The sequence below is a fragment of the Flavobacterium panacagri genome, assembly GCF_030378165.1.
In the GTDB taxonomy this organism is placed as follows: Bacteria; Bacteroidota; Bacteroidia; order Flavobacteriales; family Flavobacteriaceae; genus Flavobacterium; species Flavobacterium panacagri.
In genome coordinates, this window is sequence record NZ_CP119766.1 from 3,738,017 (window position 1) to 3,763,620 (window position 25,604).

The 25,604-nt window shown below is 34.0% G+C and carries 23 protein-coding genes; 10 read left to right on the forward strand and 13 right to left on the reverse strand.

Annotated elements, in window-relative coordinates; genetic code table 11:
- Positions 1–71: 71 nt before the first annotated feature.
- Together P2W65_RS16380 and P2W65_RS16385 are read left to right on the forward strand one after the other, a co-directional pair.
- Positions 72–701 carry a Crp/Fnr family transcriptional regulator gene (locus P2W65_RS16380; RefSeq protein WP_289659156.1) on the forward strand — a complete coding sequence of 210 codons (630 nt, stop codon included), beginning with the start codon at positions 72–74 and terminating at the stop codon, positions 699–701.
- 104 nt (positions 702–805) lie between these two features.
- Positions 806–1,171 carry a helix-turn-helix transcriptional regulator gene (locus tag P2W65_RS16385; protein WP_289659158.1) on the forward strand — a complete coding sequence of 122 codons (366 nt, stop codon included), beginning with the start codon at positions 806–808 and terminating at the stop codon, positions 1,169–1,171.
- Between the two features lie 67 nt (positions 1,172–1,238).
- On the opposite strand, the gene P2W65_RS16390 is transcribed toward P2W65_RS16385, so the two are convergent.
- Positions 1,239–1,982, reverse strand: coding sequence for an SDR family oxidoreductase (locus P2W65_RS16390; RefSeq protein WP_289659160.1), 744 nt, complete (start codon positions 1,980–1,982; stop codon positions 1,239–1,241).
- 105 nt (positions 1,983–2,087) lie between these two features.
- Here P2W65_RS16390 and P2W65_RS16395 point away from each other — a divergent pair, with 105 nt between their 5' ends.
- Both P2W65_RS16395 and P2W65_RS16400 read left to right on the forward strand, forming a co-directional pair.
- The gene (locus tag P2W65_RS16395) at positions 2,088–2,438 is read left to right on the forward strand and encodes a winged helix-turn-helix transcriptional regulator (RefSeq protein ID WP_289659162.1); all 351 of its coding nucleotides are present in this window, start codon (positions 2,088–2,090) and stop codon (positions 2,436–2,438) included.
- A 136-nt stretch (positions 2,439–2,574) separates the two neighbouring features.
- Positions 2,575–3,597 (forward strand): LLM class flavin-dependent oxidoreductase, encoded by a 1,023-nt coding sequence (locus P2W65_RS16400; protein WP_289659164.1) that lies wholly within the window; start codon positions 2,575–2,577, stop codon positions 3,595–3,597.
- An 89-nt stretch (positions 3,598–3,686) separates the two neighbouring features.
- Here P2W65_RS16400 and P2W65_RS16405 read toward each other — a convergent pair whose 3' ends face one another.
- From P2W65_RS16405 to P2W65_RS16440, 8 genes are all read right to left on the reverse strand, one after another.
- Complete coding sequence (locus P2W65_RS16405) at positions 3,687–4,637, reverse strand: polysaccharide deacetylase family protein (RefSeq protein ID WP_289659166.1); 951 nt, start codon at positions 4,635–4,637, stop codon at positions 3,687–3,689.
- 220 nt (positions 4,638–4,857) lie between these two features.
- Positions 4,858–6,225: an alginate export family protein gene (locus tag P2W65_RS16410; RefSeq protein WP_289659168.1), complete on the reverse strand. Its 1,368-nt coding sequence runs from the start codon at positions 6,223–6,225 to the stop codon at positions 4,858–4,860.
- 2 nt (positions 6,226–6,227) lie between these two features.
- On the reverse strand, positions 6,228–7,241 hold the full coding sequence (locus P2W65_RS16415; RefSeq protein WP_289659170.1) for an MBL fold metallo-hydrolase: 1,014 nt from the start codon (positions 7,239–7,241) through the stop codon (positions 6,228–6,230).
- A gap of 256 nt (positions 7,242–7,497) precedes the next feature.
- Positions 7,498–9,261, reverse strand: a complete 1,764-nt coding sequence (locus P2W65_RS16420) for an amidohydrolase (RefSeq protein WP_289659172.1) — start codon at positions 9,259–9,261, stop codon at positions 7,498–7,500.
- A gap of 217 nt (positions 9,262–9,478) precedes the next feature.
- Positions 9,479–10,498: an alpha/beta fold hydrolase gene (locus tag P2W65_RS16425; protein ID WP_289659174.1), complete on the reverse strand. Its 1,020-nt coding sequence runs from the start codon at positions 10,496–10,498 to the stop codon at positions 9,479–9,481.
- 38 nt (positions 10,499–10,536) lie between these two features.
- Positions 10,537–11,334: an alpha/beta hydrolase gene (locus P2W65_RS16430; protein ID WP_289659176.1), complete on the reverse strand. Its 798-nt coding sequence runs from the start codon at positions 11,332–11,334 to the stop codon at positions 10,537–10,539.
- Positions 11,335–11,674: 340 nt separating this feature from the next.
- Entirely contained in the window at positions 11,675–13,624 is a 1,950-nt protein-coding gene (locus P2W65_RS16435; protein ID WP_289659179.1) for a sigma 54-interacting response regulator, read from the reverse strand.
- 12 nt (positions 13,625–13,636) lie between these two features.
- Positions 13,637–15,259 carry a sensor histidine kinase gene (locus P2W65_RS16440; protein WP_289659181.1) on the reverse strand — a complete coding sequence of 541 codons (1,623 nt, stop codon included), beginning with the start codon at positions 15,257–15,259 and terminating at the stop codon, positions 13,637–13,639.
- A 331-nt stretch (positions 15,260–15,590) separates the two neighbouring features.
- Here P2W65_RS16440 and P2W65_RS16445 point away from each other — a divergent pair, with 331 nt between their 5' ends.
- The 4 genes from P2W65_RS16445 to P2W65_RS16460 all read left to right on the forward strand — a co-directional run bounded on the left by P2W65_RS16445 (position 15,591) and on the right by P2W65_RS16460 (position 20,390).
- On the forward strand, positions 15,591–16,994 hold the full coding sequence (locus P2W65_RS16445) for an alkaline phosphatase (protein WP_289666200.1): 1,404 nt from the start codon (positions 15,591–15,593) through the stop codon (positions 16,992–16,994).
- Between the two features lie 154 nt (positions 16,995–17,148).
- Positions 17,149–18,174, forward strand: coding sequence for an NAD(P)-dependent alcohol dehydrogenase (locus P2W65_RS16450; protein ID WP_289659183.1), 1,026 nt, complete (start codon positions 17,149–17,151; stop codon positions 18,172–18,174).
- 257 nt (positions 18,175–18,431) lie between these two features.
- Positions 18,432–19,040, forward strand: a complete 609-nt coding sequence (locus P2W65_RS16455) for a hypothetical protein (RefSeq protein ID WP_289659184.1) — start codon at positions 18,432–18,434, stop codon at positions 19,038–19,040.
- A 57-nt stretch (positions 19,041–19,097) separates the two neighbouring features.
- A complete protein-coding gene (locus tag P2W65_RS16460; protein WP_289659186.1) occupies positions 19,098–20,390 on the forward strand; it encodes a DUF3108 domain-containing protein in 1,293 nt (430 codons plus the stop codon).
- A gap of 58 nt (positions 20,391–20,448) precedes the next feature.
- Here the strand turns inward: P2W65_RS16460 and P2W65_RS16465 are convergent, their stop codons facing one another.
- The 3 genes from P2W65_RS16465 to P2W65_RS16475 form a co-directional block, all read right to left on the reverse strand.
- A complete protein-coding gene (locus P2W65_RS16465) occupies positions 20,449–21,273 on the reverse strand; it encodes a hypothetical protein (protein WP_289659187.1) in 825 nt (274 codons plus the stop codon).
- A gap of 90 nt (positions 21,274–21,363) precedes the next feature.
- Positions 21,364–22,182, reverse strand: a complete 819-nt coding sequence (locus tag P2W65_RS16470) for a helix-turn-helix domain-containing protein (RefSeq protein WP_289659189.1) — start codon at positions 22,180–22,182, stop codon at positions 21,364–21,366.
- A 417-nt stretch (positions 22,183–22,599) separates the two neighbouring features.
- Positions 22,600–23,580 (reverse strand): SDR family NAD(P)-dependent oxidoreductase, encoded by a 981-nt coding sequence (locus tag P2W65_RS16475; RefSeq protein WP_289659191.1) that lies wholly within the window; start codon positions 23,578–23,580, stop codon positions 22,600–22,602.
- A 219-nt stretch (positions 23,581–23,799) separates the two neighbouring features.
- On the opposite strand from P2W65_RS16475, the gene P2W65_RS16480 reads away from it, so the two are divergent.
- Complete coding sequence (locus P2W65_RS16480) at positions 23,800–24,171, forward strand: DUF4440 domain-containing protein (RefSeq protein ID WP_289659193.1); 372 nt, start codon at positions 23,800–23,802, stop codon at positions 24,169–24,171.
- A gap of 19 nt (positions 24,172–24,190) precedes the next feature.
- Here P2W65_RS16480 and P2W65_RS16485 read toward each other — a convergent pair whose 3' ends face one another.
- The gene (locus tag P2W65_RS16485; protein ID WP_289659195.1) at positions 24,191–25,144 is read right to left on the reverse strand and encodes a hypothetical protein; all 954 of its coding nucleotides are present in this window, start codon (positions 25,142–25,144) and stop codon (positions 24,191–24,193) included.
- Between the two features lie 273 nt (positions 25,145–25,417).
- Between P2W65_RS16485 and P2W65_RS16490 the strand changes: the two genes are divergently transcribed.
- Positions 25,418–25,582, forward strand: a complete 165-nt coding sequence (locus tag P2W65_RS16490; protein ID WP_179003697.1) for a hypothetical protein — start codon at positions 25,418–25,420, stop codon at positions 25,580–25,582.
- The last annotated feature ends 22 nt before the right edge of the window (positions 25,583–25,604 follow it).

Genomic DNA, 25,604 nt, shown 5'->3' on the forward strand with positions numbered 1-25,604 from the left:
AATGATTTAATTTTGTCTAAGAATTAAATCCAAAAGTTAAACATATAATGTACACGCCAAAAATTAGAAATATGAAGAGAAAACAATTTGAAAATTTAAAAAACAATGGAATAGAGAATATACATAAATTGATTTCTAATTATGTTGAAATCGATGAATCGGAATGGGAATATTGTTACAGTAGGCTTAAAAGTACATTTTTTCCTAAAAAGAGCATGCTTTTAAATCAGAATGAAATATGTGGCAAGATATTTTTTGTAGCAGGAGGTTTACTTCGAATTTATTATGCTGATGAAAAAGGAGAAGAAAAAACATTTCATTTTTGTCTAGAAGGTACTTTTGGTGTTGATTACGAAAGTTTCTTAAAAAACATTCCTTCGAGTTTTTCCATACAGGCTGTAGAAGACACTTTAGTTATAGAAGTAACTTTTGAAATGCTTCAAACCTTATATAGTACGCTCAGAAATGGCGAAAAATTAGGAAGACTTATTACAGAAGATTATTTCTTCATTCTAAATGATAAAATTAAAGCATTCTATATGCATTCTCCGCTAGAACGTTATGAAACGATGAATACGCAGTTTCCCACTTTACTGCAGCGGGTTCCGCAATATCATATCGCATCTTATCTTAATATCAGCTCGGTGCATTTAAGCCGTTTAAAATATGCCAGTAAAATAAAAAACACGCCAAACGATTAACATTTGTTATTGCGAAGGTTCATTTTTGATTATTTATTTGCAATTATCATTTGTATATAGATATGAATTTAATTAATGAGGTACAATTTATAAAATTTAAACAGATGGCAGTAAATATAAATAATAGCATAAAAAACATCAGAGAACTAAAAAACTACACCCAAGAATATGTGGCCGACAGATTAGGAATGACGCAGGCAGGATATAGTAAAATCGAAAAAGGAATAAGCAAAGTAAGTCTGAAGAAATTACAGGAAATTGCGGCTGTGCTGGAAGTCAGCATGCAAAATATAATACAGTTTGAAAGCGAACAGTATTTTGAAAAGAGAGCTAAAGAAAATGTTAGCACTAAAAGTACTGACTATTCTATATGTCAGCTGTTAAAAGATAAAATAATGCTCTTAGAGAAATTGCAGCATAAAATGGATTTAGAACTGAAAACCTACAGAGATAGATTCGGAATGCTTTAGTTTATATAAAAACAGAAAAGGAGTTAAAGACTCCTTTTCTGTTAAAGTTAATTATTCTTAAATTATCTTATTTCAAAGCATAATTGATGTAACCACCATCTACCAATAATTCTGTTCCAGTTATAAAACTTGCATTATCAGAAGCAAGAAACAATACCGTTTTAGCAATTTCTGATGGATCACCCAATCGTTGCATGGCAGTAGCGCTGGCAAGATAATCTTTTGCTTCTTCAGGGACAGCTTTATGTAATCCAGGTGTTTCAACTGGTCCAGGGCTAACAATATTGACACGGATTTTTCTCCCAGTCAATTCATTTGCTGCGATTTGTGCAATTTTGTTTAAAGCGCCTTTAGTTGCCGAATATACACTGGTTCCTAAGTTTTTTGCTGTTGCTACAGTAGAAGAAGTGAAAATTACGGAAGAACCTTCGGCTAAATGAGGCAGCAGTTTTTGGAGCGTGAAAAAATGACCTTTAACGTTGGTATTAAATTGAGCGTCAAAATCAGCTTCAGTTACTTGTTCGATTGGACTAAATGTTGCTATTCCCGCATTCAGAAAAAGAACATCGAGTTGAGTGCCGTTTTCTGTGAATGCTTTTTCTAGAATAGGAAGATCAGCTAAGTTTGATGTATCTGAAATGATAGTTTTTAATTGAGAACTATTAATTTCTGCTGAAGCTTTTTCCAGATTTTCAGTATTTCTTCCAGTAATCCATACGTTTGCTCCAGCTTTTATAAATTCTTTTGCAGTTGCTAATCCAATTCCTGTTGTTCCTCCTGTAATAAGAACATTTTTGTTTGTGAAGTTCATTTTAATGTGTTTTATAAATTAGGAGAACAAAATTAGCTCAACTAAGTTTATTATTGTTACTTTGTAACTAAAAGTAACAGTAACGTTTGAGAAACCTAGTAACTTATGAGTAACGAATGTCAAATTGAACATAGAAAAGAAATTATGGCTGTCCATGATACAATGGACATATTAAATGGAAAATGGAAAATCTCTATTATTTCCTCAATTTGCTATCATAATAAGAGAAGATTCTCTGATATTCTAAATGATGTAAGCGGTATTTCTAATAAAATGCTGAGTAAAGAATTAAAAGATTTAGAGATTAATAAACTTATTAAACGTACTGTTCTGGATACGCAGCCGGTAACAATTCATTATCAACTAACTGATTATGGTCTGACACTAAAGACGATTATAAATGATTTAGCAGAGTGGGGAATAAAACACCGAAAAGTGATTATTGAAAGTGAATAAAATTCTTATTCATATCTGATTTAGCAAATATTGTTTATTACTATTTACTTATGAAATCTCTATTATTAATCATAAAATTGCTGGATCCCTCAAGAATGCTGCGTATATTTGAGTTTATAAATAACAATATTGCTATATGAAAAAAATAGGATTTTTATCGTTTGGACATTGGGCCAATCATCCTTCCTATAAAGCTCGTACGGCTAGCGATACACTGTTACAATCTATTGATTTGGCTGTTGCTGCAGAAGAAATTGGTATAGATGGAGCTTATTTTCGTGTTCATCATTTTGCTCAGCAGCTCGCATCGCCATTTCCTTTGCTTTCGGCTATTGGTGCCAAAACAAAGAAAATAGAAATTGGAACAGGTGTAATTGATATGCGGTATGAAAATCCGTTGTATATGGTCGAAGATGCTGGTGCAGCGGATATCATTTCGGAAGGACGATTACAATTAGGAATCAGCAGAGGTTCGCCTGAACAAGTAATTGACGGCTGGCGTTCTTTTGGTTATGAACCAGAGGCAGGAGAAAACGATGCCGATATGGGACGTAAAAAAGCTTTAGAGTTTTTGGATAAGCTGAGTGGAGAAGGATTTGCAGAACCAAATCCGTATCCAATGTTTCCAAATCCACCAGGTTTACTACGTCTTGAACCGCATTCTGAAGGATTGAGAGAGCGTATTTGGTGGGGAGCAGCATCTAATGCAACTGCAATTTGGGCAGCCGAAAACGGAATGCACTTACAAAGTTCAACCCTAAAGTTTGACGAAAATGGAAAACCATTTCATATTCAGCAGGCAGAACAAATCAGATTGTATAAAGAAGCTTGGAAAAAAGCAGGACATGAACGCGAAGCTAGAGTTTCAGTAAGCCGTTCGATTTTTGCTTTAGTAAACGATCAAGATAAATTTTATTTTGGAGATCAAGGCAAAGCGACTGATAGTTTTGGTTATATCGAAAGTGATAAACGCGCCATCTTTGGAAGAGGTTACGCAGCAGAACCAGAAAAACTAATTAAACAACTGGCAGAAGATGAAGCAATTCAAGAAGCCGACACATTATTACTTACAATTCCTAACACTTTAGGGGTTGACTATAATGTGCATATATTGTCTTCTATATTAGAATACATCGCTCCAGAATTGGGTTGGCGATAGATTTTTAAAATAATAAAAAGAAAAAAAACTATCTATAAAGGATAGTTTTTTTCTTTTTAGACCATTTTTCATAACCTGCTAAAAATTAATTATTCCCGAATCGAATTTTTATCTTCTAAAGTCATTTTAGCAATTTCATCTTTTCGTTTAAAAGTTACACCGTTGTGTTTTTTGATATATTCCAATAAATCAGAAGTAGTTTTAACCATTTGTGGCGTTCCTCCAATTCGATCATGAAAGCTGATTGAAAGCTGTCTGCGTTTGAATTCACTTTCAGCATACAGCTGATCGAATTCGGCCTTAACTTGATTGAAGAATTGATCCGAAGAAAAGTGTTTGCCCTCAATTAAAACAATATCATTACAGCGAATAGTGTACGGAACAACGGTAAAATCTTTGTTATTGACTTGAATGATAAAAGGTTCGTCTCGACTTAAATCGTCTATATGATAGGTAAAACCTAATTCCTGAAGGATTTTCAACGTATTTTCACCACGTCGAAGCCAGTTTGCATTATAACCAACAGCATTAAAACCTGTAACATTTTTTATAGCATCAACTCCGGCTTTGATGAATTTTTTCTCTTCGTCATACGACATAGCATATTGCGAACTCCAGTTCATTCCGTGTGCTGCTGCTTCATGTCCACGTTGTACAATTTCTTTTGCCAGCTGTGGATTTTGCAAAACTGCCGAACCCACCATATGCGAAGTCACTTTTATGCCGTGTTTGTCCCAATTGTCCAGCATTCTTGGAATTCCTTCTTTATAACCGTACTGGTACCAGGTTTCGGCAGGAAAATCATTATATCCTTTCTGCATATTCTGCGGAAACGGACTTTCAGCATTTTGAGGCTGGCCTCCCGCTTCAAATTGCATAGAAACAGAAACCACTAATCGTGACCCGTCCAGCCATTTATTTGGTGTTTCTAATTCCACTTTTTCATTTTTCATTGGAGTTGAAAAGGTTCGAGAGGGATTTGCTAATACTGCCGCGCCTGTTAACCCAGCCATTTTTATGAAATTTCGTCTTGTTGTCATATTTAATATTTTAATTAGTACTAAACCTATATCAGTTGAATAAAAAGCTTTAAACACATAGAAACATAGTCCCGAAGCTTCGGGATTATTTTCTTACGAAGGAATATTGAAATAAACTAGTTTCTAACACATAGCTATGTGTTTTGATGCAAGTGCAACGCCTTTGTAGACAATGTAAATCTATGTTTCTATGTGTTTAAAAAATTGTCAATGATTTATATTAAAACTTAATCTGTGCCGTTACACCAGTAAAAAACATATTTTTTCCAGTTCCTGCAACTTTAAGAAAATCTCCAGCTTTAAACCAAGTTGCTTCCACTCTAAAATACAGATACTGATTAGGAGTATAAATAATCTCGCTTTCTAGCTGTTTTCCAATTTCTTTAGCCGTTGTCGCATCTCCAGGATAAATCATAATCGTATTAGGACCATAAATTCCATCTTGATTGCTATATCTCCAAAACATATCATAATCAATAACCCAATCGATATTTTTGGACAATTCAAAACTTATTGAAGGATGAAAATCAACCAAATTTGATGGCCCAATAACCGAAGCCAATCCGAAATAAGCGCCTCTAGGAAATAGCGGATTAAAAGTGTTTAATTGATTGTCTCCATTGGTTTTATCACCACTAATCAATTCGACTTTAAAACCAAATTCAGGATGCAAAACAATAGAAGTAAATCGGTAACCAGTGTTTAAGGAAACTGTCCAGGCTTTTATGTCTTTGGATTCAATACTTCCAAACTGGTAAAGTGCCTCAGCATCGTAACGCCATTCGTCGTATTTTCCCCAGATTCGGGTTCCTACAGAATGACGCATTTCTTTTCCGCTGGCATCATCAAAATGAGCGTTTTCTCTATAATATCCCAAATAATACAAATCAATATTTTGGAGTGCCGGAATTTTATTAATTACAAAATAACTTCCCCAAAACTGTCTTTTTTTGTTCGACTCATCATCAAAAATGCCATCTTGCGCCACTACATAATGACTGTAGAATAAATCGGCTCGATAATTATTGAGTCCTAAAATAGCTTTTACGGCATCAAAAGATTGCCTATTATTTGGGCCGTCGCGAACGGCAACCAAACGCTGTGAACCATAACTCAATTCCTGTCTTCCTGCTCTAAAAATCAATTGTTTGCTTTTTTCTGAAATCAAATTCACATCAATAAAAACCTGATGCACTTCAAGCGGATCGCTATCAACCGGACTTGGATCAATTCTTCCGTTCGCATTACTGCTTTGCAATTGAATAAAAGCTCTGAAATATTTACTCGAATGAAAATCGGCATGAAGCAATAAACGGTTTAAAATGTAGCCGTCCGGATCTTGTGGATCGTCTCCCCATTTTTCATTTTTAGCATAGAAATATTGGTATCTGACTTCGCCTCCGAAACTCAGAAAAGTGTTTCCAGAAGAGGAGAGAGGCAGATATTTCATCGTTTTATACCAGCTCTTTTTGACTGTGTCCTGTTTTAAAATCGCATAGTTTTCGTCAAAGCGCAGTGGTTTAAATTCAGGATACGACTGCGCCTGAAGCTGTAAACAAAAAAGAAATAATAAGATGATTTTTTTCATGGCTATTTGCCTAAACTGTTTTTCTTGATATCGTTGTAAGCGTTCGGAATATTGAAATTGTAATGCAGCCAGTTAAAAAGTACATACCCTTTATCAAATTCTTTCATGGTAACGGTTTTCTTTACTTCTTCTAAAGTTTGCCCTTTTTTAACTGCATCTTCAACATTAGTTTTCAAAACATTTACATAATCAATAGTATATTTAATACCTTTTTTGTTCGTGATTCTACCATGACCCGGAACCACAACATCATTGTCGCCAATCATGTCGTAAATTTTCTGAAGATTACGAACAGGCTCTAAAAAGTAACCGTCAAACAGCCACGGAATCGTTGGACTTTCAGCAATAAAAGGATTTCCGGCCCACAATACATTTTTGTCCGAATCTTTCAGGAAAACAAACAAATCTGCCGGAGACTGTGCCGTTCCAACATTGAGAATGTCAACGATTTTTCCTCCGCCCAAATCAATTTTCAAACTTTGATTTAAAGCAATTGTAAGATCCGCAGGACGATACACACTTTGCTCAATCCCGCGGTCTTTTCCAAAAAGCATGATCATAAATTGTTTGATTCCCTCGTAATTCTTGGCTAGATTTTCTTTACAGAATTCGTTTTGTATCAAAATAGTTTCCTTTGGAAGCAAATAATTTCCAAAACAATGATCGCCGTGATCGCTTGTATTTACGGCATAAACAATAGGTTTTGGCGTAACAGAGCGAATAAGTTTATACAATTGATCATACAATCGTTTACTTAACATTGTTTCAATCAGCAAAACACCTTTATCGCCCACAATAAACCCGGCAGAAGTTGCCTGTGGAATCCCTTTTGTAGTTTCAGTTTCGGTTGTCGACGGCGAAACCGCATAAACATTATCCGAAATTTTGTGCAACTGCAAAGTCACTTTATTCGCATCCCAAATCGGAACTTCAGGAGGCATCGGAAATTGCGCATAAGTTTGCTGGACAGCAAGAAATAGGAGAACCAGCATCATTAAAATATTTAGTTTTTTCATGGTTGTTTTTTTTATAAATAGTCAGTATTTTTTGGAGCAATAACAAAGGGCATTTTTGGAATCATAGTTCCTGCTCTCCGTTATATCTTTCCTTTTTTAAAGAAAAAAAGCAAAGGATGCCACTACGATCAGGGCTAAAGAGAAACAATTTGCTTCCTTGGTTTCATTTCTTAATAAGATCCCAATAAAATAAGAAGAAAAAAATCCGTTTTTATCCGCGTTTTCGCGAAAGCGAATCCGTAAAATCCGCGTGCCATCATCTCTGGTATCCTCCAAAATATTTCACAGGAGACCAATTTGGAATCACAGCCGGAATCACAGGATTCAAGTCTTTATATTCCGCGGAAGCGTAAACAATCTTGCCATTCACAACCGTCAAAACCGATTCAATTTTGCGAATATCATCTGGTTTAAGCGAAAAATAATCGTCAGAAATAATGGCTAAATCAGCATACATTCCTTTTACCAGTTTGCCTTTTTCTTTTTCCTCGCCCGAAAACCAAGCGCTTCCAGAAGTGTACAATTGCAAAGCAGTGAATTTATCCAAAACCTGATCTTTTGGCCAGAACTGCATTCCACCAATTGTTTTTCCGGTAAGCAGCCAATGCAAAGACATCCATGGATTGTAAGTTGAAATACGGGTTGCATCGGTTCCCATTCCAACCGGAATTCCTAATTCCAACATTTTCTTGATAGGAGGCAATTGTGTTTTTGGTGCCCCATACATTTTGTTGTACAATTCTCCCTGATAATACATTCTGAATTGGACGGCAATTCCACCACCCAATTTTTTAACACGTTCTAGTTCTGAAGGCGTAATCGTTTCAGCATGATCAAAAAACCAGCGCAAACCGTTAAACGGAATTTCCTTATTTACTTTCTCAAAAACATGTAGCATTCGGTCAATCGATTCACCGTAAGTTGCGTGAAGTCGGAAAGGCCATTTGTTTTTTGCTAATAATCGAATGATTGGTTCAAGATCTTTTTCCATTTCGTCAGATAAAACAATTCTAGGTTCTAGAAAGTTTTCAAAATCAGCCGCAGAAGCGACGATATTTTCTCCAGCACCTTCTTCGACATAACCATTTGGAACCATTAAATTGCCATTTTTATTGATTTGCGTTTCGGCAACCCATTTCTCATAATCCTGCAATTCTTTGCCCTTTTGTTGCGCGAATAAATAATACGAAATTCGGAGAGTCAGTTTGTTTTGTTTGGCTAATTCCAAAGAAGTAACATAATCAGCAGGGAAATTTTGACTTCCGCCGGCCGCGTCGATTACACTTGTAAGCCCAAAACGATTTAGTTCACGATTAAACTGCATCGAACTGTTGATGCGTTCTTCTGGACTTAATTTTGTAGTTAATCCTAGAGTCGTATAAATCGCTTTTGGCGTTTCTTTGGCATACATTAAACCAGTTAAATTTCCGTTTATATCCTGCTCTAAAAGACTTCCTTCGTACTTCGTATCTTTAGTATATTTTAAAACTTCAATTCCCTTTTTGTTCAGGAAAGCTTTTCCGTATAAATAAGTGATAAAAACAGGTTTATCAGGAACTGCAGCGTTGATTTCGTCAATTGTAGGTTGTCTTTTTTCTTCAAACTGAAATTCGTTCCAACCTCCAATAACTTTAATCCAAACGCCTTCTGGAGTTCTTGCAGCTTGTTCTTTCAGCATTTCCATAGCGCGTTTTAAGGTTTTTACACCGTCCCAGCGCAACTCCGAATTGTAATTCAAACCTTCTCGAATCACGTGCATATGACTGTCATTCAATCCTGGAATTACCGTTTTTCCTTTGGCATCAATTAATTTTGTTGTCGAAGATTTATAAGAAGCCAGAATGTTTTTCTCCGTTCCAGTGTCCAGAATAATTCCGTCTTTTATTGCAATGGCCTGCACAAATTCGTTTTGTTTCTGCATTGTTGCAATTTTTCCGTTGTAGATAATCAGATCTGCTTTTTGCTGGGCTAGACATACAAACCCAGTAAAAAGCAATACTGATAACAGTAGTTTTTTCATGATTTTAGTTATTTAATCTGTTGAGAGTAATTATTTTAAACACATAGAAACATAGATTTTTGTAATCTGAAAAAGGCGTTTCACTTGTATAGATACACATAGCTATGTGTTAGAAACTAGTTTCTTTTTAAAGTACCTTTCTATAAAATAATCCCGAAGCTTCGGGACTATGTTTCTATGTGTTTAAAACAAAAATAAATTACACTCAAAGGGTTAGTTATTTAGCCAAGAAAAAAGCAAGCAAATCTTTTTGTACCTGAGCCGTATTTTCCTGAACCAGCCAGTGTCCCGCGCCTGCGATTTTTGATTCGGTTACATTCTCAGCCACTAATTTGGAGTGATCTTTAAGAAAAGGGGCTGCGAAATATTCTCCACCCATTGCTAATAATGGCATTTTTAGTTTTTTCTTAGCGAATATTAAGTTGTCTTTTCCATCTTGGTCAAATGCACCAAACCATTTAAACGCAGCAGTTGTGCCACCTTCAACAGCATAAGCTCTGATAAATTCTGCAGATTCTTCGGCAGTAAAAGGATCTTTTACGTGACCTACAACTGGCCAGAAATTCGTTAAGAATTCTTTTTCTTTTCCTTTTACAATATCTCCAGAAGCTGGCCATGCAAAGAATCCAAACCACCAAGCAGATCCTTTCACATTTGACCAAACTGGTTCGATTCCAGGTAAAAGCGCATCCATCAAAGCGACTTTCTTTACACTGTCGCCATATTGTGCCGCATAAGCATAAGCGACCATCAATCCGATGTCATGTCCAGCCAGATTAATACTTTTATACCCAAGCTGATTTACCAATTCATGTATATCAGTCGCCATTGTTTTTTTGTCGTAACCGCCTTCTGGTTTGTCTGATTCGCCAACGCCTCTTAAATCAGGAGCGATAACGGTAAAATGTTTTGATAATTCAGGTAATAAGCGATTCCACATGTACCAGTTTTGTCCAAAGCCATGAACTAAAACCAATGGATCTCCTTGACCGCCGATCACATAATGAATTTTGATTCCGTTTACTGTGGCAGTTGCGTGTTTAAAGTTTGCTGGAGGATTTGCAGGTACCACTTGGGCTGTTTCAGTCGTTTCAGCTGGTTTAGCTTCTGTTGCAGGAGTTTCTTCTGCTTTTTTATTGCAAGAAATAAAAGTCAATAGTAAAATTGCAACGGCAAATAATTGTAGCGATTTGTTTTTTAGGTTTAAAAAAACAGTGTTTAATAAATTCGTTTTCATGATTTTAAAATTTTAATTAGTTAAAAAAGGATTGGTTATTAAGAACTTTGAATCGGAAATTTTTCGATCCAGTTTTGGATATAAAGTGCGATTTCCTGCCAGCCAGGCTGGTTTAAAACAAAATGATTTCTATCTCGGAAAATCTTATAATCAGTGATAGAGTTTTTGTCTGTGTATTTTTTGTAATTCGAAAAATTGAGCGATTCGGGAATGGTGTGATCAATTGATCCTGCGATAAGCAACAAAGGTTTATGCGGTGCATGAAAATCTACTTTTGCTGCTGAAGTTATGGTATCGCGAACAATGAATTTAGACTCTGGAATTGCCGAATCACAATAGGCTTTTTCCTGCCATTCTTCAGGCATTCCGTTTGTAAAAGCATATTGCCACTGACTAAAACTCATCATGAATGTTTTTTTAGTCGAAGTGAAAAAGCCAAGCGGTCCCCAGCCAGCTTTCAAAAAAGAGAATTTAAAAGTCATTATTCCCTGCGGCGGAACAGAATGTATGGCAATTGCGGCAGTTGCAAGATTATGCTGAAGAAGTATTTGTGCTACAAGTCCGCCAATTGAATGTCCTACTAGTATAGGTTTATGAGGTAAATTTTTAGCGATATTTTCAAAATGTTCAATTAGTTGCGTTAATCTCAATCCGGCAACCTGCGGATCAGGATGGCGTTCACGAAGCACTTCAACTGGCGCATCTTTGTAAGGCCATGCAGGTGCTAAAGTTTTATAGCCTTTGTTTTCGAAAAAAACTTTCCATTCGTCCCAGCATTTATTGCTTACAAATGCACCTGTAATAAAAAGAATTGTAGTAGGGTTTTCAGTCAGCATAATTACCTGTTTTAGTGTTATGCCAAACTGTAAACTAAAATCAAACCTGTTTTGTAACTAATTGATTTTTAATTATTTATTTGCTTTGTACTGATTTTCAACCAACTATATTTCGTTGGAAAACGAAAAATAGGCGACGGAATAACGTTCTTTTGGAGTTAGAAGTTATTAACTTAAAACAATAACGATAGAACTTCTAAAAAACTTTGCGTCTTTGGGACTTTACGAGATTAAAATTGTAAGCTTTTTTTAGCAACGAGAAATTTGCTCGCAAAGACGCAAAGTTTTATGCAACTTTTTAAGCGCATAACCTATAACTAATAACCGTTAATTTTTTGCCTTAAGAATGGCTTCTCTTGATGCCGAGTTTTTGCATTCTGGATGCCAGTGTAGTAGGAGGAAGCCCGAGGATTTCAGATGCACCGCCGGCGCCTCTAATTCTTCCGTTGCATTTTTCCAGAACGTTTATAATATGTTCCCTTTCGTTTTCCTGAATGGTTTTAAAATACCATTCATTTGAGCTGTTGCTTATTTTTATTTCATCAAAAGCAGGAAGCGGAATATGCTCAATGGTATCAGTTTTTGCCAAAAGAACACTTCTTTCAATAAGATTTTCAAGTTCACGAATATTTCCGGGCCATTGATACGAGAGAAGACTTTTTAAAGCACTTTCGGAAATTTCGGTTACATTTTTGCCCGTTTTAGCACTATAGACAGCAATAAAATGACGTGCAAGCAGACCAACATCTTCTTTACGTTCACGTAACGGCGGTAATTGAATGGGGAATACATTCAGTCTATAATATAAATCAAGTCTAAATCGGCCATCAGCAACTTCTTTTTCGAGATTGCAATTGGTAGCGGCAATAATACGGACATTTACTTTTATAGGAAGATTGCCACCAACGCGCTCAATTTCTTTTTCCTGAATTGCCCGAAGCAATTTTGCTTGCATTTCTAATGGCATATCACCAATTTCATCTAGAAACAAAGTACCATTATGCGCTTGTTCAAATTTACCGATTCTTCTTTCGGTAGCACCAGTAAAAGCTCCTTTTTCATGTCCAAATAATTCAGACTCAATTAGGCTTGGAGGCAGGGCAGAGCAGTTGATTTTTACAAAAGGCTGTTCTTTTCTAGTTGAAAGCTGTTGGATACTATGAGCAATACTTTCTTTCCCGGTGCCGCTTTCTCCAGTAATTAAAACAGTAGTATCAGCGGGAGCAACTTGCAGAATATGATCAAATAATTTTAAAAGAGCAGGACTTTTTCCGACGATCGATTCAAAGCCTGTTATTTTTGTGTTTTTTGATGCATTAGAATATACCGATACATTATTTTTCTGATCTAATTTTTTATCATGACTAATTAAATTTTCAATAGCATAAATTAAAGGTTCTTGAAGCCGCTCGCAAAGTGTTAAGTGATTTTTACTGTAATTACTAGATTGTCTGCTGAAAAAAGATAAATAAAGCCCGCCGTTTTCACTGATAGACAAAGGAACAGGAAGCATAAGATTAGACTTCATATTCATTGACTTAGCAATCATTTTTTTTATGGGGGTTTTATTGCAGATTTTAATAAAATCCTCTTCATTATAGAATGTTGCTTCTGTTTCAACGTTGCTTTTATCTCGCAATTCATTTATTTCAGATTCTTTTAAGGCAGTAATATTCTGTAATTCTTCAATCCCAATTTTTTGGTATTCATGTAAACCTGTTCTTGCATATCCTAAAACACGGCTTGATAATTTATTATCCATATAAAACACGGCCATTACAAGATCAAAGGAAATAAGAGATTGCAGAGATTTGACAATAGTAAGAACTCTGTCATCCCAAGTGCCATTTTTAGCAACTATGGTTTTTAATTGTTTCTGAAATAAAAGCTCTTTTCTGATAGAAGATTCAATTCCATGTTCCTGATGATATTCTGCTATTTCAATCGTAATTAATAAATCTTTTTCTCGGAATGGTTTTACCAAAAAACCATACGGATGAGTTAGTTTTGCTTTGTTTAGAACATCTTCGTTAGAGTTAGCCGAGAGATAAATAAAAGGTATGTTATCATTTTTTAGTATTTCGGCCAGATCAATACCAGTTTCTTTCCCCGAAAGGAAAATATCCAAAAGCACTAATTCTGGTCTTTCCTGAGCAATATAATACTTGGCATCGGAAACAGAACGTGCCATTCCAACAACAGAATGCCCCGCTTTTTTTAGCATTAATCGCAAGTGATTTGCTTCAACAAACTGATCTTCAACAATAAGTATTTTTAATGGTTTTGCCATTTTTCTATTCAATTAATGTGAATTATTTTCATTGAAAATGAATTCCAAAGTTATTTTGGTTCCGTTTGAGTTCGTAATTAAAAACTGTCCATCAATATCGGCAGAAAGTCCGTGCATTAATTTTATGCCTAGCGAAGGATTATTGTAAGGATCAAAATCGGGTGGAAGTCCAATGCCGTTGTCATGAATAATTAATCTGTATTTATTATTATCATCTGTTTTAAGTAAAATATTGATTATCCCTTTTTTTTGATCAGGAAAAGCATATTTTATTGCATTGGTAACTGCTTCATTAAAAATCAATCCAATTGGGATAGAATGAGACAGAGGTAAATTGAAACTATCGATGTCCAATACAAATCGGATAGTGTTCCTGATTTCATAAGAATCTTTCAAATACTCTGTCAGCTCAAAGATATAGGAAGGCATATCAATTATGGATAAATTCTCCGATTGATATAGCTTTTGATGAATCAGTGACATAGTCTGAATTCTATTCTGACTGTCACTAATGGCTTGAACTGCTTCTTCATTTTTTAAGAATTCTGATTGACTAGCCAAAAGCCCAACAACCATATGAAGATTGTTTTTTACTCTATGATGAATTTCTTTAAGCAGCCACTCTTTTTCAGTAACAAGATTTTGAAGTGCTTGATTCTTTTTGTTAATCTCATCTTGTTTTGCTTTTAAAGCATTGTTGGTTTTCTTTTTAAATACGTAGCTTTTGTATAATAATGCCAAAATTATAAGTAAAAGCACTAGAAAAATGATCATCGAATTGCGTAATAAAGCTTCATTTTTTAGCTTGCCTTGCTGTATAAGGGACTCATTTTTAAGTCTGATAAAATCTTTATTTTTCTTATCTGTTTCATAAAGAATATTTAATCGGGATGCTATCGGATATATATTTTTCACATCAAGATTGGCCGCTTTATAATAGGATATTGCTTTATTTAGAGCGTTAAGTGAATTATGAAAATCGGAATTTGAAAAATACAGCTCACTGATTTCTCTGTAACAATCACCAGTTCTTTTGTCATTTCCAGAAGCTTTGAACAAACCTGCAGCATTTATAATTGGAACAAATCTATCATGCAGCGGAGCATTGGTGCGCATTTTTGCAGACCAAATCATTACCCAGGCTTCTCCCAAATCATTAGTATCATCGGTTTTAGATAATAATTTTATTGCTTTTCTGGCGCAGATTTCTATCATTTCATTATTATTTTTAAGCTCATAAAGCATCGAGAGCTGTAAATAACATTTGCCTGCATAAATAATAGAATGTAATGATTGACTGAGACTTAGAGCATCATTAGCATAGATTACTGCCTTATCTAATGTTTTGGGATTATTGTACGAAAGCTCGTACCAGTCACTGAGCTTTAATAAAGTTTTGATTTTATCAATATTGCTATTTAGTTTGCTCAATGATGCCTCCGCACTTTTCACTTCAAACTCCGTAAAACCTTCTATTTGATAGGTAGAAATATTAGAACGATTATTATGATATATACGTTTTTTGGGGATAACTCCAGTCTCTATTGGAATTTTAGAAGAAACCAATGCTTTTGCTTCTCCAAATGTTAGCCAAACAAGGAGATACAAAATCAATTTGCGTCGATTGGAAGTCATTTTTCGTAAGGATTAAACTGGCTATACGAAGGTATTGATAATTACGTATCTAATTTTAAAATATTATAAAATTGAAAGCCAACGATATATCGTTGTTATTAGTTTGAATATATTGATGGGAATGAAAAGATTCTGTAAGACAGAAAGTAAAAAAGGTTAGCCCAAAAATAGATATCATAGAGCAATGAATATTTATAAAAAGAGAGCAGTAATTACTGATAATGGGATAGCAAAAGTGAATTACAAAAAAAATAATAATTAATTAACGCAACAAAGTTTCATTAATTGATAAAAAGTATCTTATTTTATACGATATTAAAAACAATCAATGATGAACAGGCGCAGATTTTTAAAAGGCACAACAGTACTAACAGGACTTTTTACACTTAGTCCCTCCGTTATTCTTTCAAATAATTTAGAAACACAAGCTAATAAAGGAAAGAAAGCAAAAAATATAATCTTTCTAATTAGTGACGGAATGAGTTCTGGAACACTTCAGATGGCCAATCTATATTCTCAGAACATTTTAGGAAAGAATGGAAACTGGATGAACCTTTATGCTGAAAATAAAGTTTCAAGGGCTTTGATGGATACAGCATCTGCAAGTTCAGCAGTAACTGATTCTGCAGCAGCAAGTTCTTCTTTTGGAGGCGGGCATCGCGTTAAAAACGGTGTATTGAATATTGGTCCGAATGGCGAAAAATATCTTCCTATCTGGCAGAAATTCAAAAATGCAGGTAAAAAAGCGGGCTGTGTCACGACAGTCACCATAACACATGCTACTCCGGCTGGTTTTTGTGTTAATTCAGACAGCAGAAATGCAGAAAATGAGATTGCCGAAATGTATGCTGATTTGGGACTGGATGTTATGATGGGTGGTGGTGATGAGTTCTTTAATGCTTCAAAAAGAACGGACAAAAAAGACGTTTATAAAATTTATGAACAAAAAGGATATCAGGTTTTAAAGGAGAAATCAGATTTAGAGAACATTAAAAAAGGTCAAAAGATGCTAGGCGTTTTTGCTTCTGGCGCACTTCCGTACACAATAGATCGCAATAATATCTCTGAATTACAAAATACACCAACTTTAGCAGAAATGAGTGCAGTGGCAATAAACCAAATGAAAGACAATGAGAATGGTTTTGTTTTAATGATTGAAGGAGGAAAAGTGGATTGGGCAGCTCATGCCAACGATATTGCAGCTTTACTCCATGATCAGCTGGCTTTTGATGAGGCTGTGAAAACAGCGATTGATTTTGCCGAAAAAGACAAAGAAACTTTAGTGATCATAACAACAGATCATGGAAATGCAAATCCTGGGCTTATATATGGAAAAGAAGCTGTAGAAAATTTCAATAGCATTGCCAATTATAAATACACAAACGAATATATATTGAACGCTATTCATGCTGATTTTAATTTACAGCAAATTAAAGATTGGATTTATCAGACCAATAAAATCAGTCTTACCGATGAAGAAGCGAAATACTTATTAAGCTTTTATTCAGGTCTTGAAAAGCAGGAAGCCGGACTTTATAATTATAAAAAACTCCCTTTTAAAGCCTATTCTGAAATTCAGAAAAAACACAATAATGTGGGGTGGATTAGTATGGATCATTCAGGTGATTATGTAGAATTGGCAATGTACGGTCCAGGGAGTGAAATGCTGAAACCTTTTGTGCAAAATATTGAATTGCATAATTTAATGCTAAAAGCTGCTGCAGTTATGGCTTAATAATGTTGTATTTAAGGGAGAAATATTCTGTAAAAAAGAGTCCAGTATAGTTTGACTATATTATTAACATAAGTTTAAAGGAGATATTCTTTTAAAATCCAGCATTTTGGTGTACATTGTTTCATATTAAAGCAATGAATTAAAACATACAATTATGAAAGCAGTACGTTATTTTGGACATAAAGATGTAAGAGTGGTAAATGATTTAGAAAAACCTGTTCCTAAAGGCGATGAGGTTTTATTAAAAATTGGAGGAGCAGGAGTATGCCATTCTGATCTGCATATTATTGATGAAGGAACTGTTGGAAATCTTACATTTACGCTTGGACATGAAAATGCCGGTTGGATTGAAGAGGTCGGAGACACTGTAAAAGATTATAAAAAAGGAGATGCAGTATTGGTTTACGGACCATGGGGCTGTGGACATTGTAAGCCTTGCCAGCAGTCAAAAGAAAATTACTGCGATCATCAAAGTGAATTAGGTTACGGAGGAGGATTAGGACTTAATGGCGGTATGGCCGAATATATGCTTGTGCCATCTTCACGATTATTAGTACCTATTTTTGATCTAGATCCTGTAATTGCCGCGCCATTAACAGATGCAGCACTAACGCCATATTCAGCTATAAAAAGATCGCTTCCTAAACTTATGCCTGATGAATTTGTAGTTGTGATTGGAGTAGGCGGACTGGGACACGTTGCAATCCAGATTTTAAGAGAAACTTCTGGCGCTGCAATTATTGCTTGTGATGTAACTGAAGAAAAATTGGCATTTGCCAAAGAATTAGGAGCCGCATATACTGTAAATTCTAAAGATGCGGATGCTGCAGAACAAATTTTAAAAATTACTGGATTAAAAAAAGCTAAAGTAATTTTAGATTTTGTGGGAGCAACACCTACAATAGAATTGGGAACTAAGATTGTCGGAATGGATGGTGATCTTACCATAGTTGGTCTTGGAGGAGGATATTACCAATATAGCATGAATGGTCTTCCTTTTGGTGTTACTATGACTAATCCGTATTGGGGATCTCGTACAGAATTAATGGAGGTTGTAGGATTGGCAAGACAGCAAAAAATACATATCGAAATCGAAAAATTTGACTTAGATCAGGCTAATGAAGTTTACGATAAAATGCGTCACGGACAAATTAAAGGGCGTGCTGTATTAGTTCCTTAAAATTGAATTTAAGAAGTTAAATAGCTATATAAAATAAGGTGTCATTTGAAAATAAATGGCACCTTATTTTATATGCAATATTTTAGGTTTTTTTTAATCTTTTGTATTGTTTATATATTTAAGGTTCTTGTATTTATAAGATATAAGTAAAATGTATTTTTTTATAAAGCTCATTTGTGATAAGAAATAACCATGAAATCAGGTATTGTTTCCTGCATCTTACGTCAGTAAATTTGTAGCTAATCAAAAAAATGGTAATGGAATTTAATAGTACAGATGTTTTTTTAGTATTGAAATCAACATTTTTTAAAAATAAAATAGCAACTTTTACAAAACAGCTTTTTTGCATATTGGGTTTAACTTTTCTATTCGTTGCTTGTTCAAGTGATGACAGCAGATCAGATCAAACAGAATCTGATTATTATTTTAGAGCAAGTCTGGATGGGCGAAAAGTAGATTTTTATGATGTAAATTTTCAAGGCGGTGGTAACGATAATCGATTTGAGCATATTGTAGTTGGAGGATTCGAGGCACCTTATCCAACTAAAGTTGGAGATCAAATACCGCCTTCTTTAGATTTTGAGATATGGAGAACAGGAGGAGATATCAAAGCAGGTACATACTCCACACCCACAGAGCCAGAAATGGTAGCACGTTATGCTGTTCAAAAGCAAAACGGAACTATTGTTTACAGCACTAGAACAGCAGATGATATTTTTACATTAAAAATAGAATCTATTAGTAAAAATGGTATCAAAGGCACATTTTCTGGAAAGGTTAGGAATTTAGATTCAGGTGTAGCAATAGAAATCACAGAAGGAACTTTTAATCTTCCTTATGAAGATATAATTAATACCACAAAGTAAGAGTATTCAAAATGATAAAAAACCAATTTGTTAACCGATAATTACAACAGCAGAAAAATGAAATTATATCCCTTTATTTTTGCACTGATGCTGCTTCCATTTATGGCGTTCTGTCAAAAAGCAATAGCACCAGGCAATAAAGATATCAATACCAAGTATATCAAACCAGAGAAGTCACTTTATACCGTATATTACGTTAAAGGTAAAGAATGGAAAAATATGGGAGCATTGACTTATGATATTACATTGGCAAATAATCAATTAACCCTGAATAATACTTTTACTCCAAAAGATAATGGACAGCCAACCCCACGAATTAGTACAGCAGATGCGCTAACACTTAAAGCGATTAGCTACTCTGATGAAACCAAGAATGCAAAGCTAAATCTTAATTTTGGGGAAACCATCACGGGTAATTTTTATTCAAAGAAAACCAAAAAGGATAAAAAACTTAAACACAATCCTAAAGAAGAATTCTTTGACTTTAACTGGACAGATCACTTAATTGGGACACTGCCATTGGATGTAGGTTATAAAGCCCGTTTTCCTCAATTCTATTATAATGATGGATCCAATGTATTGGTTGAATATTATACCATCAAAGAAGTAAAAAGTTTCATCTATAACTCTCCTAGAACTGGCAAGCATGAAACATGGCTGGTTACGGTTTTGGAAGAAAGCACCAATGCCACTTATAATTATATTATAGACAAAAAAGACCGCCGTCTGTGGCAGCGCGAAATGTCTATGGCAAACGGAATGTGGGAAATTACGGTTAACGAAGAACTAGATTATCAGCCTATTAAAAATAAATTTGATAAAGAAGCAGTGGCTAGACAAATCTCTGGCGGTAATAGTGTTATAATTGGTACGGCTTACGCAAGATCAGACTCTGGTAAGAGATTGGGAGGTTTAGTGAATACCGCTAAGAAACAATATGCTCCAAGAGGTACAGAGATTACACTTTTTCCAAGTTCAGCTTATTATGAAGAATGGGTAGAAGTCAACAAAAAAATCCGTAAGCAGAAAAAAATGCCAGAAGTTCCTTTGGATAGCGATTTTGGATATTCTATCAAAAAATCCAAAGTGTATGACGATCAGGGACATTTTGAGTTTGCAGATTTAATGCCAGGAACTTATGTTGTTATGGTAAGCTTTGACTTTTCTAATTCTTATAACTATTCCTATGTATCAGGTTATACCAATTATTATAATTATTATGGTTATCAAGGTTCTACAACAAATTATGGTACTGCAAGACAATCCTACACCGACAAAGCCAATATTGAAAAGCGTGTAAGCATTGATAAAGATGGCGAGAAAAAGGAGATTAATTTAAAAGAGATATAATAAAATAGAAAGCCGTATCAATTTATAGTTTGATACGGCTTTTAATTTATAAAGTTGTTTATCTAATTCTTCTAAATTTTAGATTGTCGGTTTTGGTTGTAATAGTTAAATCAGATTGGTGTATGATATATTTTCCTTTTAAATAGTTTTTTGTTTTATTCTGTGAGTTATCGTTAGATTTTAAAGTTAAAGAATCTTTCGTAAATGAGTATTCTCCATTTACAATGCTTTCTAGCCGATTTGTTTTGTTTATTTGAAAATTATTTAGGTTCTCAAAATGCAGCCTTTCCTTAGTTCGAAGATTCTCCCAAGTTCCGTAAAAATTATCTTGCGACATGTATTTGGTTTTCAAAATACTGAACATGATAAAGAAACCAATGAATACAGCAGGAATGTAAATGAATTTTATTGCACTAATCTTGTTTATCCATTTGGGTCTGTCACTGTTTTGATACAATGGAGGTTCTTCTAGAAAATATTTGATAAAAACTTTATAATCAGAAAATAGCACAAAAAATGCCATTAGAGTTAATGTTATCGCAATTCCTTTTGCATTTATATCATATGCAAAATCTGTCAGAAGAATATTAATCATAAAAGTAAGGAAAAGAATAATTCCTATTCTTGTCGTTTTTCTAAAAAAGAGTAGAAGAGAGCTTATAATCTGAGTAACGGCAATAACAATTGGGTACCAATTGCAGTAACCATAATAATACCAAGTAAGCCGAAAACCATCTAGAGAACCAATTGGCATATCGTACACGCTAGGCTGTGATACAAATTGGGTTTTTAATATTTTGCCGTAAGCATATAAGATTATTATTGTAGCTAGAAAGTATCTGCAAAAGGTGTGTAAAAAAAGATGGATTTTTTGCCAGTTCATATTTTTTGGGATTTTTTTGTTTTTACATTATTTAGAATTTAGTAAAAGTATAGTATCCCAAAATCGTAAAATTGTACAAATGGAAACACTTTAGACAAAAAGCCAGATATTTTCTTTCTCTGTATCTATATTTTTAAAAAAGATTTGTGGATTCCTGTTTGTGAGATCTTTAAAGTTTCGAATAAAATGAGATTGATCATAAAAATCGTACTGAGATAACTCAGAAAAATTCTTACTCTGCTTCTGCTTAAGGATTGAGTTTCTAAAGCGATGAATTTTTCGGTACTCTGAAGGTGATTTGCCAATATGTTTTGTGAAAAGCTTATTCAAATATTGCCTGCTTATTTGATGTTTAAGAGCGATTTCTTCAATCTTTTCATCACTTTCTATTGCTTCAACTATTTTTTCAATTAAAGAAAAGTCTTTGATTTGTAATTTAGAAAGCAAATAATTTTCAAGTTCTTGGCTTTGTTTGTCTTTAGTTAAATTGAAAATTTCAATCATTTTAGCATTAAAGTCAGGCATAAAAGTAAAATCCAAAATGGTACTTTCTAAAAAAATACTTTTTGAATCGGCTAAAAACTGACTAATTCCTAATGGTTTAAAGTAAATCGTCACTTCATTTATGAGCTCTTTGTAATGAATTTTAATAGGTTTGGTATAACGAGAAACTACACAGGTCATACTATTTTTATCAGGCGATGACTTTATGATGACTTCGTTATTTTGTATTTCAACATCTATATCTTCATTGGTGGTTAAAATGCAAAAATTATTAGGGAAAGTGAAATATTGTACAGAACCCGAATTTTTATCTTTTGAAATAAAGTAGTATCCTTCAATATATTTTTTTAAAATTTCGTTTTTCGGCTGATAAAAATCCAGATTCATTTGTTCTTTTTGAGGCAATTTTTTAAAGGTTTATTCTTTTGGAATAATATTGATAAAACTAAAAATAGCAAATTCAAATTTTTACTCTCAATATTATATTGTTTTCAAATATTTGATTATTAGATGTTTATTATAGGACTAGAAGTGTCATTTTTTTGTATTATAAATAGATTAAAAAATAGTGAATATTTCCGATTAAGAAATTAAAAGCTCTAATGTAATAGCATCAAAAAAAGTATCAAATCAAGTATTTATTCAGATTGTGGCTAAAGCTGTAAATTTAAGTTATTTTACTAAATTTATCTAATTATTACTTCTTGATTAAGTCATGAAAATCATTAGATAAAACCAGAACTTACCACTTTAAAAAATTACGTGATATACTCGCGTTTATGAATCTCCATGCTTATTTTTGCATAAGCAGTGATGATTTTGCTATTTTTTGCTAAATAAAAACAGCCCTAAACTTATTCCAATTCCAGCAAATAATGCTAGCTTAACATCTGATACTGCTTTGGAAGACGGATTTCCGTAAACTCGAAGAGGTTCTTTTGATTTAGATAAAACATTTCCAGGATTGTTCACTTTTTCTTCATTGAATTTCATTTTGGTACGCACAACTGCTGATGCTGCGTTCGTGATTATCTTTGGAAGTAATTTGTAAGTATTGGTGATTGCTGCTGATTTAAAATCGGGGAACAATTCTTTTTGAGGATTTTTTGCCAGTTCAACTATTTTAGCAGCCGTATCACGAGGATCGGATGCGATAAAAGGTATTGTCATATCAAATCCGGAATATTTGGCTGAATGCAGATTACCAGTAGAGTTTTGCAATTGAGGATAAAGATTGCAGATATGAATATGTCTTCGATTTGATATTTCTCCCTGCAAGCATTCCATCATACCCCTGATTCCGAATTTGGATGCGGAATAGACTGCACTGTAAGGAGCAGGCATAAATCCTCCAATGGATATATTATTGATCAAAATTCCTTCATCTTGTTCCTTAAAAATTTTAATTGCATTATAAGCTCCATGCATATAGCCAAACAAATTGGTTTTAATAACCTGCTGATGAACTTCTAGAGGAATCTCCTCAAATTTTCCACTGGCCATAACGCCTGCATTGTTAACCCAGATATCGATTCTTCCTCCAATTGCCAGAGCTCCAGCGGCTACTTTTTCTACATCTTCTGCAATTGACATGTCTGCAGGAATACCAACAGCCTTAACATTTAGAGCGCGGCAATAATCTACTACTTCATCAATACCTTTTTTTCCTCTTGCTGTAATCACCAAATTACAGCCTTCACGTGCAAATGCTTCTGCGGCCGCACGGCCAACACCCCTGCTGGCACCAGTTATAACGACTATTTTTCCTTTGAGGCTGCTGCTATGTGTATGTATATCTTCCATGATTCTATTTCCTTAATTGTTAGAATTTTATTTGCTTTTTGGAAGTATAAAATTAGAGTAAGATATTCATTTTCAGTTATATAATTATTTTCAATAATTGTTTAATTATAATTAAAGAAACCTGTTCAATTTGTTGATTTTCAATTAAATATATGTTAAAGATGTTTCTTGCTTTTTATTTTAATTTGAACTTTGTATAAACTGTTAAAGAAGATAATTATGGAAACGCAGATAATTGAACTTGAAAAAAAATACTGGCAGGGAATGGAAAATCATGACTATGAAACAGTAAAAAATCTTACTTATTTTCCTTGTATTGTAGCTGGCAAAAACGGTGTACATAACGTAGATGAAACTACATTTAAAAAAATGTTTGAATCGGGAGATGGAAACAAAATAAAAGTATTAGGTTTTTCGGATTTTAACTCACAAGCCTTAACAGAAACTACCGTTGTAACAGCTTACATAATAGAGTTGGAAGATAGTAAACAAAAGAAAATGATGAAATGTGCCTGCACTTCTACATGGGTAAAACAAAATAATGAATGGGTTTGTGCTTTGCATACTGAAGCCGAATTAACTGAGCAATAAATCATACAATGTTTTTTTATTAATGAACTACATCTGTACCAGCAGCAACAAGACGGAATAAAGGTTCGTATTTTCTTAACCTATGATCTAAATTATGATGTAAAGGCGCTGGTCCAACACTTCCTTGGAGACAATATAATTTCTGTTTATGCAGGAACATAAACTGCAACATTCGTATTTTCTTTTTATCTGCATCAAAATGTATTGTTTCTTCAATTTCTACCATTAGTGCAGGCATTCCGTCAATCTTAACTTTTTCCGTTCTAATAATTTTGCTTCCTGGGGCTATCATTTCAGAAACAGTTTTTTCATTTAGGATAAGATTTTGTTCTTCTTCGTCTAATTCATACATTACAATTAGAATTTTCTCGTCTCCGGTTCCATCATGACTGGTAAATTGCTGAATGGTTTCCGGCATCTGTGCTTCTTCAGCATTCCAGCTTTTAGGAATAGTAATTTTCAAAACCGATTCTTCTGCCTTAGGATGATTTTTTGTAGAAAAAAGGATGATATGACCATCAGCAAATTCTTGATGCGGTGCATCAAGGTAAGCAAATGACATGATGCCTTTTTCACTAATAGTATCATAACTAAAACGTATTTTATCTTTGACTTTTTTTATAAAATCTTTTGCTTGCTTTTCTTGCTCAATAGGATGCTTTAATTGCTGAGTTACCAACGAGTCGATATTATTTTGCAATATTTTAAATTGATTGTCCTTTAATTCTTCTTTTAAAAACTGCTCTATATTTCGTTGTGCTCTTCCGTGTATTTTTTGGGCACTTTTTTGTACTGATGCTACTTCATCTCTAAGAGAAGGAAATTGAAGAGCAACTTTCTGCAAAGCAGAACTTTGTCCTTTTAGGAAAGCATATGTTTCGATTGCCAGCATAACTTTTGGAGAATAGTTCTGCTGCTGTGCTTGGCAGTGAATAACCAATAAACAGTTAATAAAAAATAGAAAAGTTTTCATTTTAAATTAGTCTGATTTTAGCTGTTATAGTTTAGATGAAATCCATTATATGTAACTATGCGAATATAAAATCTTCCATTAAATAGTAGTTACATTATTTGCAGGATATGTTACAGAATTTTAAGCTAAGCTAGTAAATTTAAATAAGTAAGGCTTTGATTTACTGGGAATTGTATAACATCCATTTGAAATTAAATACTTCCTACTCTTTTTCTCATTTGTACCTTTAATATTACTATAAAACTATTATGCAATCAAAAAAATAAATGAGTTATGGCAGAAATTAAAATTGAAAAAAAGAAGCCTTTATGGCCTTGGGTTGTGGCATTGTTATTAATTGGCGCAATTATATATTATATGTTTTTAAGAAATGATGAAGGGCAGCCTGTAAGAGAGGTCGAAGTTGAAAATACAACTATAACCGACACGATAAATTAAATTAGGCTACAATAAGCAAAAA